Annotated in this window: 12 protein-coding genes; all 12 read left to right on the forward strand. The window is 45.1% G+C overall.

All coding sequences use genetic code 11. The features are described 5' to 3' along the window. Positions 1 to 83 precede the first annotated feature (83 nt). The 12 genes from DESYODRAFT_RS08445 (at position 84) to DESYODRAFT_RS08495 (ending at position 16336) form a co-directional block, all read left to right on the forward strand. The gene (locus tag DESYODRAFT_RS08445) at positions 84 to 1463 is read left to right on the forward strand and encodes an MFS transporter (RefSeq protein ID WP_007781798.1); all 1380 of its coding nucleotides are present in this window, start codon (positions 84 to 86) and stop codon (positions 1461 to 1463) included. Positions 1464 to 1914: 451 nt separating this feature from the next. Further along, entirely contained in the window at positions 1915 to 3198 is a 1284-nt protein-coding gene (locus DESYODRAFT_RS08450) for a CaiB/BaiF CoA transferase family protein (RefSeq protein WP_042338363.1), read from the forward strand. Between the two features lie 103 nt (positions 3199 to 3301). Further along, positions 3302 to 4645, forward strand: a complete 1344-nt coding sequence (locus tag DESYODRAFT_RS08455) for an MFS transporter (protein WP_007781804.1) — start codon at positions 3302 to 3304, stop codon at positions 4643 to 4645. Positions 4646 to 4680: 35 nt separating this feature from the next. Next, entirely contained in the window at positions 4681 to 6435 is a 1755-nt protein-coding gene (locus DESYODRAFT_RS08460) for an acyl-CoA dehydrogenase family protein (RefSeq protein ID WP_007781807.1), read from the forward strand. Between the two features lie 384 nt (positions 6436 to 6819). Next, complete coding sequence (locus tag DESYODRAFT_RS08465; RefSeq protein WP_042338365.1) at positions 6820 to 7674, forward strand: 3-hydroxyacyl-CoA dehydrogenase family protein; 855 nt, start codon at positions 6820 to 6822, stop codon at positions 7672 to 7674. Positions 7675 to 7724: 50 nt separating this feature from the next. Continuing rightward, positions 7725 to 8918 carry a thiolase family protein gene (locus DESYODRAFT_RS08470; protein WP_007781811.1) on the forward strand — a complete coding sequence of 398 codons (1194 nt, stop codon included), beginning with the start codon at positions 7725 to 7727 and terminating at the stop codon, positions 8916 to 8918. A 432-nt stretch (positions 8919 to 9350) separates the two neighbouring features. Beyond that, a complete protein-coding gene (locus tag DESYODRAFT_RS08475) occupies positions 9351 to 10562 on the forward strand; it encodes a thiolase family protein (RefSeq protein ID WP_007781812.1) in 1212 nt (403 codons plus the stop codon). Positions 10563 to 10592: 30 nt separating this feature from the next. Continuing rightward, the gene (locus tag DESYODRAFT_RS28665) at positions 10593 to 10745 is read left to right on the forward strand and encodes a hypothetical protein (RefSeq protein ID WP_007781814.1); all 153 of its coding nucleotides are present in this window, start codon (positions 10593 to 10595) and stop codon (positions 10743 to 10745) included. A 47-nt stretch (positions 10746 to 10792) separates the two neighbouring features. Next, complete coding sequence (locus tag DESYODRAFT_RS08480; RefSeq protein ID WP_007781816.1) at positions 10793 to 11575, forward strand: enoyl-CoA hydratase/isomerase family protein; 783 nt, start codon at positions 10793 to 10795, stop codon at positions 11573 to 11575. A gap of 237 nt (positions 11576 to 11812) precedes the next feature. Beyond that, a complete protein-coding gene (locus DESYODRAFT_RS08485) occupies positions 11813 to 13267 on the forward strand; it encodes a sigma-54 interaction domain-containing protein (protein WP_007781819.1) in 1455 nt (484 codons plus the stop codon). Positions 13268 to 13514: 247 nt separating this feature from the next. Next, on the forward strand, positions 13515 to 14915 hold the full coding sequence (locus DESYODRAFT_RS08490; protein WP_042339499.1) for a sigma-54 interaction domain-containing protein: 1401 nt from the start codon (positions 13515 to 13517) through the stop codon (positions 14913 to 14915). 20 nt (positions 14916 to 14935) lie between these two features. Continuing rightward, positions 14936 to 16336: a sigma-54 interaction domain-containing protein gene (locus DESYODRAFT_RS08495; RefSeq protein WP_007781824.1), complete on the forward strand. Its 1401-nt coding sequence runs from the start codon at positions 14936 to 14938 to the stop codon at positions 16334 to 16336. Positions 16337 to 16461 lie beyond the last annotated feature (125 nt).

The raw sequence follows: 16461 nt of genomic DNA on the forward strand, positions 1-16461 counted from the left end.
GTCAAAAAGAGAGGTGTGATTAATGCTCAGTTTTTCCGACACTATTTCCGGCGAGATATTAGTAATATGAGGAGGAAAGAGAGATGAGCGATTTAAGGACAGACTTAACTGACGAACGAGTTCCGGTATCCTGCCGTTTAGAGCGGCTTCCAAGCTCTTCATACCATGTTTTTTTAACCTTTTTATTGATTGTAGCCTGGTTTATAGAGTCCATTGACTTAGGCGGTATGGGATATTTACTGCCGGTGTTAGGTAAACATTTTGACCTTCCGCCAAGTATGATGGGATTAGCTGCTTCGATGAGTTTTGCGGGAATGTTTGTTGGTTCCATCTTCTCCGGAGGCTTATCCGATAAGTTTGGGAGAAAGAAAATGCTTATTGCTGCCATGGCCTTTTGGGGAACTGCCGGCGCATTGTTAAGTATTGCTTGGTCCGTCAATAGCTTGTTGATTTTCCGGTTTTTGCTTGGCATAGGGTTAGGGGCTCAGGTTCCGATCGGCATAACTATGCTCAGCGAATTAGTTCCCTCTCATTCACGAGGGAAGTATCTCTCTCTCTACCAGGCCTTTCTTCCCCTGGGAATTGCAACTGCAGGATTGCTAACCTATTCCTTGCTGCCGAGGTTTGACTGGCAAGGGGTATTCCTGGTAGAAGCTTTGCCGGCTTTATGGTTTATCGTTATTGGGAAATATCTCCCCGAATCTGCACGTTGGCTGGAGTCCAAGGGGAGATATGATGAAGCGGATCAGGTAGTCAGCGGAATAGAGGAAAAGGTTCAAAAAAGTATTGGCAGAGAGCTGCCTCCTATAGATAGTTCGGCTTGGTCCGGAAGAAAGGCTGTTGATGAAAGCGCTGCTGAAAAAGAAGCGAAAAGGGGCTTAAGTGAGCTAATGACCAGGTATTACACCCCACGCTTAATTATGAGCGGGGTATTAATGTTCACTACCATGGCGGCCTATTATGGATTGAGTATGTGGTTAAGTGCCCTGCTGGTAGCAAAAGGCTTTTCAGTTACTAAATCAATAGGTTTTGTATCCCTAATAGCTCTTGGCGGGGTACCGGCATTTTTGATGGTTACTTATTTAGTGGAGCGTATTGGAAGAAAGTGGTCTGCCATAGTCACAATTGTGGCGATGGCCTTTAGTGCCTATGCTTATGGTTCAGCAATGACGGTCGCTTATGTAATCATTTTAGGGTTAATCTATCAGTTTTTTCAATGTGGTATGACAATGGTTAACAATGTTTATATTCCGGAATTATGGCCTACCCATGCCCGAGGAACCGGAACGGGTTTCGCTTATGGTATTGGGCGGGTGGGAGCTTTTCTTGGCCCGATGGCTTTAGGCGTCATTATGGGTGCATATGGCCCTCAAGCAGTGTTCATTTGCAGTTCGGGACTTTTATTATTTGGCGCTTTTGTAGTATTGATTTTAGGGCCTGAGACGAAAGGCAAGATATTTTAGGGGCCGTGGGAAACCATAATTCTCAAAATTCGAAATGGGTTACGGGTAACAGGAAGCGTTCTTCTCTCACGATAAACGTGGGATAAGGACGCCTTTCTTTCCTGATTATTCAGACGAAAGCGGGACTGGGATAAAACTATAACAACAATCCGCGGCAGATAAAATTCTTTACAAGAAATGAAAGAATATTTACATTTAGAAAATCCTTTTGGTGAGGGGTTAGCCTGGACTCCTTGCTACGAGAGGTTTTAGCTTCCTAATTATCTTGGCACGGTAATTGCAATTAAGGTTAATTAACTGAATAATGTGAAATTTATTCCGAAAAAGAAGGAGGATGGATGAACAGATCAGGGCAGAAACCTTACAGCTTGGTGAGATTATTCAGTTTGCCGCCACAGGCGGCTTATGAAATTATTGTTAGATTTTGATTGTGAAAGGGGTAAGAAAGCATATGGGTAGATGGAAGGAAATTGAGCGTATTTCGGCACCGGCTATAATACCTAAGTATGGACCACTTACGGGAATGAGAGTCTTGATGACGGGGAGCATCGTCGCGGCTCCTTTTGCGTCATCTATACTCGCGGAATATGGGGCCGAGGTTATTCATGTTGAGCGGCCAAATATGGGAGACCCCTACCGCGCACAGGCTCCTGTGATTGAGCGTGGTGATAAAAGAGTTAGTGCCGGTTGGATTCAGGAGGGAAGAAATAAACTGAGTTTAACCCTTGAAATAAACTTTAAAATCCCTGAGTCCAAAGAGATATTTCTTTCTCTGATCAAAAACTGTGATGTTTGGGTGGAGAATATGGTTTGGACCGAGAAGTTGGGAATCACGGAAAAGATGTTGTTAGAAATAAACCCGAAGCTGGTCATCGCTCACATCAGCGGCTTTGGGAGACCTCAGTTTGGTGGCGTTCCCTCAGAGTGCGACCGGCCTTCCTACGATCCTATTGGGCAAGCCGAGGGCGGATATATGTACCTTAATGGGTTTCCTGAGCCATCCCCTCCTTCACACGCGGCTACTTTTATTAACGATTACTTAACTGCCATGTTCACAGTTAACGGGATTCTGATGGCTTACACCCACGCTCAAAAGACCGGCCAGGGTCAGGCAATTGACATTGCTCAGATCGAGGCAATGAGTAAGTGTCTTAACGACACATTCGTACAATATTTCCAGCTGGGCAAGGTCAGAGAAAGAAAAGGCAATAAGGTAGCTATTTTCCAACCTGGCAACGTGTTTAAGACGAAGGATGAGAAGTATTTAAACATTGGGGCATTTGGTGCTGCTGTTTACTATCGTTTTATTAAAGCTTTGGATCTCGACCCGAAGGTATACACCTATGAAGCGGCAGGTTGTTCGGCAGAAGCCATAAATTCCGAGCTTGGTCTGGAGCTTGATCGGATTGCCACTGAATGGGTAGCGGCACGTGAAGCAGAGGAAGCCCTGCAACACTTGTTGAGTTTAAAAGTGCCTAGTGGGATAGTGCGGACCTCTGCGGATTTGGCTGCCAGCGAACACTACCAAAAGAGGGGAAATTTTATTGAGTATAAAGATGAAACCATCGGGGAAACAGTGAAAGCCTTTGGGTTCTGTCCTAAGATGAGCGAGACTCCTGCCCAAGTCTGGCGTGGAGCTCCGATTCTTGGTCAAGACACAGATGTTATTCTCAAAACCCTGCTGGGTTACACTCCGGGGGAAATTTCTTCTTTCCGGGAAATAGGGGTTATCTAGAGGGAGTACTCAATAAGTGCAGGCGAATAATCCTGTGAATTTAAGGCAGGGAGTAATTGGGGGAACGAATCGGGAAACGAAAATACGGAGGAGGCGACAAAGAATGAATAAGGTTTCAGTTTCTGAAGTTGTTGATGGATTAGGTGTTTCAAAATATACCTTTAAAATATATTTTTTAATTGGGCTTGCCCTGATTTTTGCAGGGTACAACTATATGATTGTAGCCTATACAATGCCGCAGATGGCACAAGAATGGGCTTTAACAAAGATTCAAACCGGGAGCCTTTCATCGTGGAGTATTTTAGGCTTGTTGTTTGGAGGACTAAGCGCAGGGGTTATTTCCGATAAAATCGGGAGAAAAAAGGCGTTTACCATCTTTGTCCTCGTCTATTCCTTGTTGACATTTCCAGTTTATTATGTGCAAGATTTTGAAACCTTCGCCCTCCTTAGAGTCTTAGGCGGCATTGGTTTTGGCGGCTGCATACCCATTGCCATCACAATGATGTCCGAGAGTGCGCCCACCAAAAACAGAGGATATTTTTCCGCCTCAATCATGGCGTTCTATGTCTTAGGCTGGGTAGTGGCGGGTATCGTGGCCATTTATATAGTCCCCGTATACGGATGGCGGGTTTGCTATCTGGTCGGAGGAATTCCTGCTTTATATGCCCTCGTCTTAATAACCGCACTCCCCGAATCAACCCACTGGCTTTTAGGCAAAGGGCGGGAAAAAGAAGCCATCGACTTAATCAAACGAATGGAGATAGCGGCTAAGGGCCAAGCCAGCGAATGGATTCCGGATACTCTAATTGCCCCTCCTCCCCCTAAAAAAGTTGGAGTAAGTGCCCTCTTTTCTCCGGAATTTCGCAAGGCAACCATTGCTCTTTGGGTGATATATTTCATGGGTTCGGTGGTTATTTATGGTATCAATGGCTGGCTGCCTACTCTTCTGGTGGGAAAAGGGTACGGGTTGGTAAAAGGTTATTCTTTCGCCGTACTGCAAAATGTTTTCGGAATGGTTGGCAGTCTTGTTACGGGTTATGTCGCAGATAAGATTGGGCGCAGAACAAATGTAATATTCGGCTGGATATTTACGGCTGTCGCTATTCTCCTGCTGGGATTTGCAACCAACCAATGGCAGGTGGTTATTTGCGGAATGTTAGTAGGTATGGCCATGAATTGGGGTCTAAGCGGCACCCAGCCGCTCCTTGCCGAGGGGTATCCTACTGAATTCAGAAATACCGGTGTTTCTTCAGCTCAGGCATTTGGCCGGGTCGGAGGATTCATGGGTCCAATCGTTGCCGGCTTTGTCCAGCAGATGGGGGTTGGTTTTACAGGTCTTTTTATATTCTTTGCGATACCGGCAGTCATTGCTTCCTTTATAGCCTTTTTTATGATTGATGAAACAAAAGGCAGAAGTATAGAAAGTATCGGCCGGATTAAAGCCTAAATGCAATAATTCTATGGAAGTGAGGGTGAAACTCAATGAGTAACTTGCCAAAAGGAGGAAGCTTCCTCTTCAGTCAAACTGATCCCCAGGATATTTTTACTCCCGAGGATTTTTCCTTAGAACACAAAATGCTTTACCGAATGGTTTCGGGTTTTGTGACAGATAGCGTCCTGAGCAGAATGGATGAACTGGAAGCGAAACAAGATGGTCTGATCAGAGAGCTTTTGGAGGCTGCCGGAGAGTTGGGTCTTAACGGAGCGGATATTTTCGAAGAGTACGGCGGCATGATAATGGATAAAATCAGCACCACAATTATTGCTGAGTGTATGGGTAAGTCCGGTTCCTTCGCCATGACCCAGGGTGGTCAGACCGGGATCGGCAGCATGCCTATCGTTATGTTTGGTACCCATGAACAAAAGAAAAAGTACCTGCCGGGCATAGCCAGCGGCAAAAAGGTGGGGGCCTATGCTTTGACGGAACCGGGAGCCGGCTCAGACGCTCTGTCCGCTAAGACCAGGGCAGATTTAAGCCCGGACGGCAAATATTACATTTTAAACGGCACGAAACAGTTTATAACTAATTCCGCCATGGGTGATATATTCATAGTTTATGCCAAAATAGACGGGGATAAGTTCACGGCGTTTATCGTAGACGGAGATTCAGAGGGACTTAGCACTGGGGCGGAAGAAAAGAAGATGGGCATTAAAGGTTCCTCAACCAGGTCTGTCATTCTGGAAGATGTCAAAGTTCCGGCGGAAAATCTGTTATTTGAAATTGGCCGGGGACATGTGGTGGCTTTTAACATCTTGAATTTAGGCCGCTATAAACTAGCTGCCAATTCGGTAGGCAATGCTAAGTTTGCCTTAGAATTAGCAGCCACCTATGCTAATGAGCGCAAGCAGTTTGGCACTCCCATTGCCAATTTTGGTTTGATCAAAGAGAAACTGGCCGAAATGGCGATCAAAATCTATGTGACAGAGAGCATGGTCTACCGCACAGGAGGCTTATTGGAAAACATGATGGAAAGCCTGGACACCTCAGGAGATGATGGGGGTCAAGTGGCTGCCAAAGGCATTGAGGAATATGCTCTGGAGTGCTCCATGAATAAGGTATTTGCCACAGAAGCCTTGGCCTATGCTGTCGATGAAGGAGTCCAAATTCATGGCGGCTATGGGTTCAGTGCGGAATACACCATTGAAAGGCTTTATCGGGATGCCAGAATTTATCGCATTTTTGAAGGAACCAATGAAATCAACCGTACGATAATACCGGTCACCTTGATGCGCCGCGCCTCAAAGGGGGAGTTGCCTCTTCAAGAAGCGATAGCTAAGCTTAAGGAAGACATCACAGGGGGGAGTATCGTCAGAGAAGGAGAGGCTGGGTTGGTACAGGCAGCAAAGGATATTTTCCTGCTGACCATGGCTGCCGGTATGAAGAAGTATGGGAAAGATCTTCAGAAACAACAAGAGATTATTGGCAGGCTGGCAGATTTAGCGATGCAAGCGTTTGCCATGGAAAGTGCTTGGCTCAGGGCTCAAAAGGCTGTGGCAAATCAGGGAGAGGCAAATGCCAAACTTAAGCTAACTATGACAATGGCCTATCTTAATTCAACCATCGGCCGATTGGAATATATCGCTAAAGAGACTTTGACAGCGCTGGCTGAGGGTGAAGAATTGGCAAATCTGCTGGAAGATCTAAAGAAGCTGACCCAATATAATACCAGGAACACCGTGGCTTTAAGACAGGAGATTGCCGCGGCTATTTCGGAAAACGGTAAGTTTGTCGTGTAAATAGCCATAAAGGCTGCAAAGTTTTTTGCAGCCTTTAAAACGAGAAAATAGCAAACGAAATTTTTTTTACAAATGCAATAAAGAATTTTTACAATTTTAAAAGGTTAAATGATGAGTTTTTTTCTTACCAGGTACGGCAAAGGGGTTTGGACGGGGTTGGAAGTTTTGGCACGGAAGTTGCAATAACTATAATTGGTTGAATAATGAAAACTTTCCTTAACTTAAATGTTGGTATCTTAGATACGCGGGGAACTAAGCAGCACAAGGGAGGAGGGAGCCTGAATCTGCGTCCGGGGTGCAAATAAGTTTAATTGATGAGTCACTTAATTAGTGAACATAAGAAATTAAAAATCAACAATCAACAAGATATAGGGGGTATGAATGATGTCAATTAAGAAAATCGGTGTTTTAGGTGCAGGATCAATGGGCGGAGGGATTGCCCACCTGGCAGCGGCCAGGGGCTTTGAGGTCGTGCTTTGTGATGTGGAACAGCGTTTTGTAGAAGGTGCCGTTAAGCGTATAGCCGGTTTCATGGATAAAAGTGTCGTGAAGCAGAAAATGACGGTTGATGAGAAAGAAGCGGCCTTGAAACGAATCACTATTACGACCAATATGGAGGATTTTGCTTCAGTGGATTTGGTAATCGAAGCTATTTTTGAGGATTTGGAGATTAAGAAGAGTGCTTTTGAAAAACTGGATAAAATTTGTGAGCCGCATACCATCTTTGGCTCTAATACATCCTCTATGTCCATCACTGCTTTAGCCGCTGCCACCAATCGTCCGGATAAGGTCGTGGGCCTGCACTTCTTCAATCCTCCCCTGATTATGCGGTTGGTGGAAGTGATCCGGGGTTATTACACCAGTGATGAAACCGTGAAGCTGGCTTCCGAGGTTTCTCAAGGTATGGGTAAGACTCCTGTGGTAGTTCAAAAGGATACCCCCGGATTCATTGTAAACCGTATAATGATGCCCCAATTCCTTGAGGCTATACGTATTGTGGAGGAAGGAATAGCTACTCCGGCGGACATTGATACAGCCGTTAAACTGGGGCTGAACTATCCGATGGGTCCTTTCGAACTCATGGACTTCACCGGCGTAGAAATCTCAGTTCATGTAGCGGATTATTTATTCAATGAATCAAGAGACAGAAAGTGGAATGCTCCCGAACCTCTTAAAGCTCTGGTACGGGCCGGACGTCTCGGCAAGAAAACCGGTGCGGGATGGTATGACTATAAATAATAAGTTCCTAAGCCTTAAAAAGGCTAGTCTAAGTTTAGGAGGTCATTCAAATGTATTCAAAAGCGTTTATTCCTTATGGCGGTTACTACAGCACACCTTTTGTCCGCTGGCAGGGAAGTTTGCAAAATGAACATGCTGTCGAGCTGGCAGGTTCAACCGCCAAGAAATGGCTGGCAAGCAGAGCCATTGATCCTAAGATCTTTGAATACCTGGTATTTGGTAAAACTATTGGACAATTGTGGACATTTTACGATGCTCCTTGGGCAGCCTCTCTGATGGGCAATCCGGACATTCCCGGTATGCACATCACTCAAGCCTGCTCTACTTCAACGACGGTTTTAAATCAAGCGGCGATGGCTCTGGAGGCAGGTCTTTATGAAACCTCATTTTGTTTGCTTACGGACCGCTGCTCCAATGGTCCTTTCACAGTTTGGCCGAATCCCAAAGGCCCCGGCGGTGAACTGATCTCGGAAAGCTGGATGATGGATAACTTTGACGGTGGTCCCTGGAAAGGAGTTCCCATGGTACAGACCGCTGAAAACGTGGTCAATAAGGCCGGGGGGATCACCAAGGAAGATGTTGACCGGGTTACGGCAAGACGTTACGAGCAATATCAGGATGCTTTGGCCAATGACCGAGCCTTCCAAAAACGCTACATGATCCCGGTAGAATATAAAATAAGCAAAAAGAAAACGGGTCTGGTGGAGGCTGATGAAGGCGTAACTCCCACAACGCTGGAAAGTCTGACCCCCTTAAAGCCGGTTATCCCAGGAGGGGTACACTCCTTTGGTGCTCAGACTCACCCGGCGGATGGCAACTGTGGGTTGATCGTCGCCACAAAGGATAAAGCCCGGGAACTGAGCACGGATAAAAGCCTGGAAGTTCAGATATTATCCTATGGTTATGCCCGCGCCGAAGAGGCTCATATGGCTATGGCTGTAGTGCCTGCCGCAAGAATGGCCTTGGAAAAGGCAGGGATTGGGATTAAGGATGTAAAAGCGATCAAATCCCACAATCCATTTACGGCCAATGATCTCTATATGGCTAACGAAATGGGTATCGATGTCATGACCATGAATAATTACGGCTGTTCTCTTGTTTACGGGCATCCTCAGGGGCCGACTGCCGGTCGGACAATTATTGAAATGATTGAAGAATTAGTGATTTTGGGCGGCGGCTATGGTCTGTTCACAGGCTGTGCTGCCGGCGACACTGGCGCAGCCTTAGTTGTCAAGGTCTCCTGAAGATACTAAGAGCCGGTAAAAACTCCAGGCTTATGCGCTAATATCAGTAAAACTTACGGGGCCGGGATAAACTTGTTGATAGCTTTATCCCAGCCCTGCTTTCGTCTAAATAATCAGGAACTTGAATCACACCTACCTCAATGAGTCTTAATGAGCTTCTATGAGTAGGTGTTTTGTGTTCTCTTTTTGGATCAGGTTTTAGAGGGAGAAAAATTCTTTACTAAATTAGGAAAGAATTTTTACACCCTTTCATAGGCTGGAAACGCTATTCTCTCCAAATTAGGGTCTGCCAAGGGGTATTGAGATATTATTAATTTGGCATAGAAATTGCATTAATAATCAGTCATTAACTGAATAGTGGGAAACTTGCTTTAACATCGCAGCCAATACTCTAGTTTAGGTCAAGAACTAATGATACGAGGGGGAAGCAAGGTGAATAAAGTCGTCATTACAAGTTTTGCCAGAACTGCCGTAGGGGCCTATTGCGGCGGACTGAAGACGGTGCCCGTCGAAGAGCTGGCAGCTTTAGTTGTCAAAGAGGCACTGAACAGGTCTGAATTAAGCGATATGGATATTGATGGAATTATTTTGGGTCATGTTATTTCTTCAGCAGATGCTCCAAACCTTGCCAGAACTGCGGCCCTGTTAAATGGATTGGAGGGAACTCCGGGATTAACGGTCAATCGCATCTGCGGCTCCGGAATACAGGCTATTATTAGTGCGGCTCAACAAATTCAAACGGGCGGCGGGGATATTATGGTGGCCGGCGGAGCTGAGGCACTGTCACGGATTCCCTACTATTTGCCCCTGTCGGTAAGGTATGAAGGTTTTTACAGGGGAACTCAAGAGATGAAGTGTTCCGACACAGGTTGCCAGGCCAATGCTCAGCCCCAGCAGATCTATCCCGCGATACAGCATATGGGGCACACGGCGGAAAATATTGTAGCCAAGTATCAAATCTCTCGTGAAGACCAAGATCTATTTGCCTACAATAGTCAGATGAGAGCTAAAGATGCGATGGATTCCGGGAGATTCGCCCAAGAAATTATCCCGGTAAAAATTAAAACCAAAAAAGCCGCCACTCTTTTTGATACTGACGAGCACCCCCGCCCGAATACGACCATTGAGTCACTAGCTAAGCTGAAGCCTGTGTTTAAAGAGGGAGGGAGTGTCACAGTAGGTAATTCTTCGGGTGCGAATGATGGTGCTGCAGCCCTTGTTTTGATGGCGGAAGATAAGTGCCGGGAGATGGGACTTAAACCCTTGGCTTATATGACTGATTATGCCATAACTGCTCTGAATCCGCATTACATGGGGCTTGGTCCGGTTAGCGCTATACAGAAATTGTTAAGAAAGACCGGCTTGCAGCTGGAGGATATTGATTTAATTGAAATTAATGAGGCCTTTGCCGGACAGATGCTGGGTTGCATGAAGGAGCTGGGAATGTATTTAGGTTCCCATATGTATCAACGACTGAATGTAAATGGAGGTGGAATATCTCTGGGGCATCCATTAGGCTGCAGCGGCGCAAGGATTGCGGGAACTTTGGTTTACGAATTACAGCTTCGTCAAGGACGTTACGGGATTGCCAGTGCCTGTATTGGCGGAGGCCAAGGGATTGCAATCCTTATTGAAAAGGCTTGAAAAGAACGAAACAGAGAGGAGCTAAAATTTATGAACCGAACAGAAATTTTGCTATTACAACGGGAAAAGGTTTTGACTCTCTTATCAGAAAACAAGGAGAATCGCGCTAAATGGCTGACCGAATTGATGGACATTGATGATGAAATGGAAGAGATGGAAGCGGCAAAGCTTAAAGCTAATTAATTAGGTGTTTTATATCTATCACTAAACTACTAGGGAGGAAGAATATTATGGCGGAGAATAAGGTCGTTGAACTTACCATTAGTGAAAGTGTAGGGATTATCACAATCAATAACCCCCCTGTAAACGCTCTCACCTTAGACGTCAGGGGGCAATTGAAGGAAGTCCTGCAGGAAGTCGAAGAAAATAAGGAAATCAGGGCTTTGGTAGTAACTGGAGCAGGAGCAAAGTTTTTTGTTGCAGGTGCGGACATCAAGGATTTTCCTAAGCAGATGGAAAATGGTCCTCGGGAGAATGCTACTATCTATAAGGATATGTTTACTTATTTGGAAGAAACTCCGATCCCTGTCATTGCAGCCGTAAATGGTCTGGCCTTGGGGGGAGGGTGTGAGTTGATTTTGGCCTGCGATCTCAGAATAGCCGACGAAAAGGCAAAAATGGGTTTGCCGGAAGTGACCCTGGGCCTGATTCCCGGACTGGGCGGCACCCAAAGATTGGCAAGATTGATTGGACAATCAAAAGCAAAAGAGCTGTTGTTTACAGGAACAACGATCTCCGCCGAAGAAGCCCTGCGGATAGGCCTGGTAAATCAGGTTGTCCCTTCGGGCACAGCGGTAGAGGAAGCTCTTAAGTTAGCCCACAAATTAGCTAAGGGAGCCGGCGTTGCCATGGCCTATGCCAAGCACCTCGTTAACAAAGGGCCTGAACTTCCTTTACAGGACGCCATGGAAATGGAAATGCAGCATGTGGAAAAGATCTTCAAGACAGAAGATCTGCAGGAGGGTCTTGAGGCATTTATTAATAAACGCCCTGCAGTGTTTAAAAACAGATAAGCCAAGCAAATTGCCAATGTAATTCATAGCCTTTTAGGGGTAGGCAAGTTCCTTAGCCCTAGAAGGCTATGGTTTTAGTATTTTGTAAGCGGGTAAGCGATTAATTTTTGGGGTTGGAGCAGGTATTGTTTTAAATATACAGAATATTCAATTATAACTTAGTTGCGTGATTTTCTTTCTTAGCTGGTTAATAGTTTGATTGGAAAATGGTTTATGAGGAGAGGACGGAGATAAAAAGTGCCTGTTGCTTCTGATCATGACAAACCACATCCTATCCAACAAGAATTACTGACCGGAAAATTAAGCACAACTCCGGGACAACAGTTTTTACAACAAATCATTGATAATTCCTATGATTCAATATTTGTTACGGATAAATTCGGCAACGTGCTTTTAGCGAATGCGGGTACGGGACTATTTATGGAGCATAAGATCGAAGAATTGGTCGGTAAAAATGTAGAATATTTAGTAAAGAAAGGTACCTATGACTGGTCGCCTACTATGAAGGCCATAAAAACCCGGTCAGTGGTATCGGGGATCGTCAGAAATAAACATGGAGTTCAGGAGATGGCTACCAGTAAGCCCCTGCTGGACGAAAATGGCGAGATTGTGATGGTTATCACCAATGCCCGGGATAAAGATTTGGTTGAGAATTATATAGCTGCTTTAGAAAAAGAACGAACAACAGTTCATCGCTATAAAACTGCAGTGGAATATTTAAGCGAGGTTGATTCGGGTAATAAGGAATTGGTGGCTGAGAGTCCGCAGATGAAACAAATTATTAAAACCAGCAATTTTATAGCCAAAGCTGACAGTACGGTCATGTTGATCGGAGAAACGGGTACGGGCAAAGAAGTCATGGCCAGGTACATACACCGCAACAGTCTTCGCTCCAAAGAGCCCTTTATTCCCGTAAATTGTGCCGCCATTCCTCATGAGCTGCTGGAGTCGGAATTCTTCGGCTATGTGCGGGGAGCTTTCTCAGGTGCTAATCCCCAGGGGAAACCGGGCTTATTCGAAATCGCGGACAAAGGAACCTTGTTTCTGGACGAGATCGCTGAATTGCCCTTAGCGATGCAATCCAAGCTGCTCAGAGTCTTAGAATCCGGTGAAGTGCAAAGGCTGGGGGATACGAATGTTTATCGTGCCAATGTTCGATTTATCGCCGCCACCAATAGAGATCTGAAAGCAATGATGAGCCAAAAGCTGTTTAGAAGCGATTTATACTACCGGCTCAATGTCATACCCCTTAGTTTGCCGGCTCTGAGAGACCGGCCTGAAGACATTTTGGCCTTTGCCCATAAATTTCTTGAGGAATTAAACCGGAAATATGCTTTGAAGAAGCAGTTTTCTGCCAAAGCAACCCAACTGCTGTTCAACTATAATTGGCCCGGGAATGTGCGGGAATTGCGTAATGTGATTGAGAGACTGGTTATAACATCTTCCGGGGATATCTTGAATTTTGAGGAGGATTCCCTCGTCAATAGAAAAACAGGCTCAGAAACTGAACAAAGTTACCCGGAATCAACGAGGGTTTATCAAGGGACGTTGAAAAGCGTTATTAAATCTGTCGAAGAAGACTATATAAATCAAGTTTTGGCTGAATGTGGAGGCCGGATAGGGGAAGCGGCCCGTCGCTTAGGGATTCACCGCACTATGCTGTATCGCAAGATGAATAACAAATGTATATAGACTCCGGAAGGTTATTTCCGGCTCATTTGCCCCTGGTAATTTGTACTTAAATATAGTAACCTTGAAGAATAAAGTCAGAATATAAAATATATTGGGAAAATGACAAGAACTTTCGATGGGGGCGGATCGCTTTTCGATAACTAAAATTGTTCAGGTGCTAACCTTTAGAGAGGACGGAGATAATGTGACTGCTGCTTCTGACCGCAAAGCCTCAAATGCCAGCCAGCAAGGATTAACACTCAAAGAAATGAGTCCGGCCTCAGGACAACAGTTTTTACAACAGATTATTGATAATTCCTATGATTCCATATTTGTCACCGATAAATTTGGCAACGTGCTCTTAGCTAACTCAGGGACGGAAGTATTTATGGGATACAACAAGACTGAAGATATGATCGGCAAGAATGTAAAAGATCATGTAAAAAGCGGTGTCTATGACTGGTCGCCTACTATGAAGGCTATAGAAACCCGGTCAGTGGTATCAGGGATCGTCAGAAACAAACATGGAGTTCAGGAAATGGCTACCAGTAAGCCTTTGCTGGATGAAAACGGCGAGATTGTTATGGTTATCACCAATGCCCGGGATAAAGATTTGGTTGAGAATTATATGGCAGCGTTAGAAAAAGAACGGACAACGGTTCATCGCTATAAGACTGCAGTGGAATATTTAAGCGAGGTTGATTCGGGCAATAAGGAATTGGTGGCTGAGAGCCCGCAGATGAAACAAATCATTAAAACCAGTAATGTCATCGCTAGAACGGACAGTACGGTCATGCTGATCGGAGAAACAGGTACGGGCAAAGAAGTCATGGCCAGACATATCCATCGCCATAGCCTCCGGGCCAAAGAGCCCTTTATTCCCGTAAATTGTGCTGCCATTCCTCAGGAGCTGCTGGAGGCCGAGTTTTTCGGCTATGCGAGAGGCGCTTTCTCAGGCGCAAATCAGCAAGGAAAACCGGGATTGTTTGAAATTGCTAATAAGGGAACCTTATTTTTGGATGAAATAGCGGAATTGCCCTTAGCCATGCAGTCTAAGCTGCTTAGAGTTTTAGAAGCTAAAGAAGCCCGAAGGTTGGGGGACACAAATATCTACCGGACCAATATCCGATTTATTGCTGCCACCAATAGAGACTTAAAAGCAATGATCGGTCAAAAATTATTTAGAAGCGACTTATATTACCGGCTTAATGTTATACCTGTCAGTTTACCCCCTTTGAGAGAAAGGGCTGAGGATATTTTGGCCTTTGCCCATAAATTTTTAGAAGACCTAAATCGAAAATACTCATTTAGGAAGAGGTTTTCTCCTCAAGCGACTAAGCGGCTGTTTAACTATAATTGGCCGGGAAATGTGCGTGAATTGCGTAATGTAATCGAACGATTGGTTATCACATCGGCCGGGGATATTTTAGATTTCGACGATGATTCCCTGGTTAATAGAAAAACACGCTCAGAAACTGAACAAAGCTACCCGGTACCTAAGAGAGTTTATCAAGGAACTTTAAAAAGTGTTATAAAAGCCGTAGAAGAAGACTATGTGAATCAAGTGCTCTCCGAATGCGGCGGGCGGATAGGGGAGGCGGCCCGCCGCTTGGGAATTCACCGCACCATGCTCTACAGGAAGCTGAATAAAAAAACATCAGCCGGATAATAGTTAGGAGTGATAGAGGAGTGGCTTCCGAACCTGAAAGGCTAAAGCCCAATGAACAACAGTTTTTACAACAGATTATTGATAATTCCTACGATTCCATATTTGTCACTGATAAATTGGGCAATGTGCTCTTAGCTAACCCTGGAACCGGGATATTTATGGAATACAAGATTGAAGATCTGATAGGGAGAAATGTTAAAGAATTTGTAGATAAAGGTATATACGACTGGTCTACAACTCTGAAAGCCATTGAGACCCGTTCTGTTGTATCAGGAATCCTGAGAAACTCGCGTGGAGTTCAGCATCTGGTCACCAGTAAGCCTCTGCTGGATGAAAACGGGGAGATTGTCATGGTTATTACCAATGGGCGTAATGAAGATTTGGAAGATAATTATTTGGTGGCTTTAGAAGAAGAAAGAAAGAACGTCAGACGCTATAAAACCGCGGTAGAATATTTAAGTGAAACAGCAGAGACGAAAGAACCCATAGCTGAAAGCCAGGAAATGCGCAAGATTATTAAACTGAGTAATGTTATAGCGAAAACCGATAGTACTGTCCTGCTGGTTGGAGAGACAGGCACCGGCAAAGAAGTTATGGCCAGGCATATCCATCGCCATAGTCTGCGCTGCAATGAGCCCTTTATTCCGGTGAATTGTGCAGCGATTCCCCATGAGCTGCTGGAGTCGGAATTTTTCGGCCATGCCCGGGGAGCCTTCACGGGAGCAAATCCGCAAGGGAAACCGGGATTGTTTGAGATTGCCGATAAGGGAACCTTGTTTTTGGACGAAATAGCTGAATTGCCTCTAACCATGCAGTCCAAGCTGCTCAGAGTCCTGGAATCCAGTGAAGTAAAAAGGTTGGGTGATACGAAGGTCTACCAGGCCAATGTACGGTTTATTGCCGCTACCAATAGAGACTTGAATGAAATGATCAGCCGAAAACTATTCAGGAGCGATTTATACTATCGGCTTAATGTGATACCCATCAATTTGCCGCCTCTCCAGGACCGGCCTGCTGATATTCTGGCCTTTGCGCATGAATTTCTAGAGGAGCTGAATAGAAAATATGGTTTTAAAAAGACATTTTCCCCCCAGGTGATTCAGGCTTTTTTAAAGTATAGTTGGCCGGGAAATGTCCGTGAATTGCGTAATGTTATCGAGAGATTAGTGATAACCTCCTTCAGTGACGTTATAAATTTTGGGAATGATTCGCTGGCAGAGACTAAGGCTGGTTCGGAAACGGTTCGGTGTTCGCCGGAAACAGGAAAACCCTATCAAGGGACGTTAAAGAGTGTTAAAAAATCCGTTGAAAAGGAGTATGTAAATCAAGTGCTGGCTGAATGCGGCGGTCGGGTGAGCGAAGCCGCTAAACGCTTAGGAATCCACAGCAGCATGCTGTACCGGAAGAAGAACAGCGGCTGACCCAGGAAATTAAAGCATGGCAGCAGGTTGCATTACGGACAGAATGTAGCCAAAACGCAGTAAAATGTTGCATTTGCGAAATAAGGATTAAGGATTGTCACGGCAAAGATCGGATAACTATCAGT

It is taken from the genome of Desulfosporosinus youngiae DSM 17734, from assembly GCF_000244895.1.
Classification (GTDB): domain Bacteria; phylum Bacillota; class Desulfitobacteriia; order Desulfitobacteriales; family Desulfitobacteriaceae; genus Desulfosporosinus; species Desulfosporosinus youngiae.

Coding starts and splice junctions, on each gene's coding strand:
- DESYODRAFT_RS08490 (WP_042339499.1), top strand. CDS start 13,515: ATGAGTCCGGCCTCAGGACAACAGTTTTTACAACAGATTATTGATAAT.
- DESYODRAFT_RS08465 (WP_042338365.1), top strand. CDS start 6,820: ATGTCAATTAAGAAAATCGGTGTTTTAGGTGCAGGATCAATGGGCGGA.
- DESYODRAFT_RS08445 (WP_007781798.1), top strand. CDS start 84: ATGAGCGATTTAAGGACAGACTTAACTGACGAACGAGTTCCGGTATCC.
- DESYODRAFT_RS08460 (WP_007781807.1), top strand. CDS start 4,681: ATGAGTAACTTGCCAAAAGGAGGAAGCTTCCTCTTCAGTCAAACTGAT.
- DESYODRAFT_RS08470 (WP_007781811.1), top strand. CDS start 7,725: ATGTATTCAAAAGCGTTTATTCCTTATGGCGGTTACTACAGCACACCT.
- DESYODRAFT_RS08450 (WP_042338363.1), top strand. CDS start 1,915: ATGGGTAGATGGAAGGAAATTGAGCGTATTTCGGCACCGGCTATAATA.
- DESYODRAFT_RS08455 (WP_007781804.1), top strand. CDS start 3,302: ATGAATAAGGTTTCAGTTTCTGAAGTTGTTGATGGATTAGGTGTTTCA.
- DESYODRAFT_RS28665 (WP_007781814.1), top strand. CDS start 10,593: ATGAACCGAACAGAAATTTTGCTATTACAACGGGAAAAGGTTTTGACT.
- DESYODRAFT_RS08480 (WP_007781816.1), top strand. CDS start 10,793: ATGGCGGAGAATAAGGTCGTTGAACTTACCATTAGTGAAAGTGTAGGG.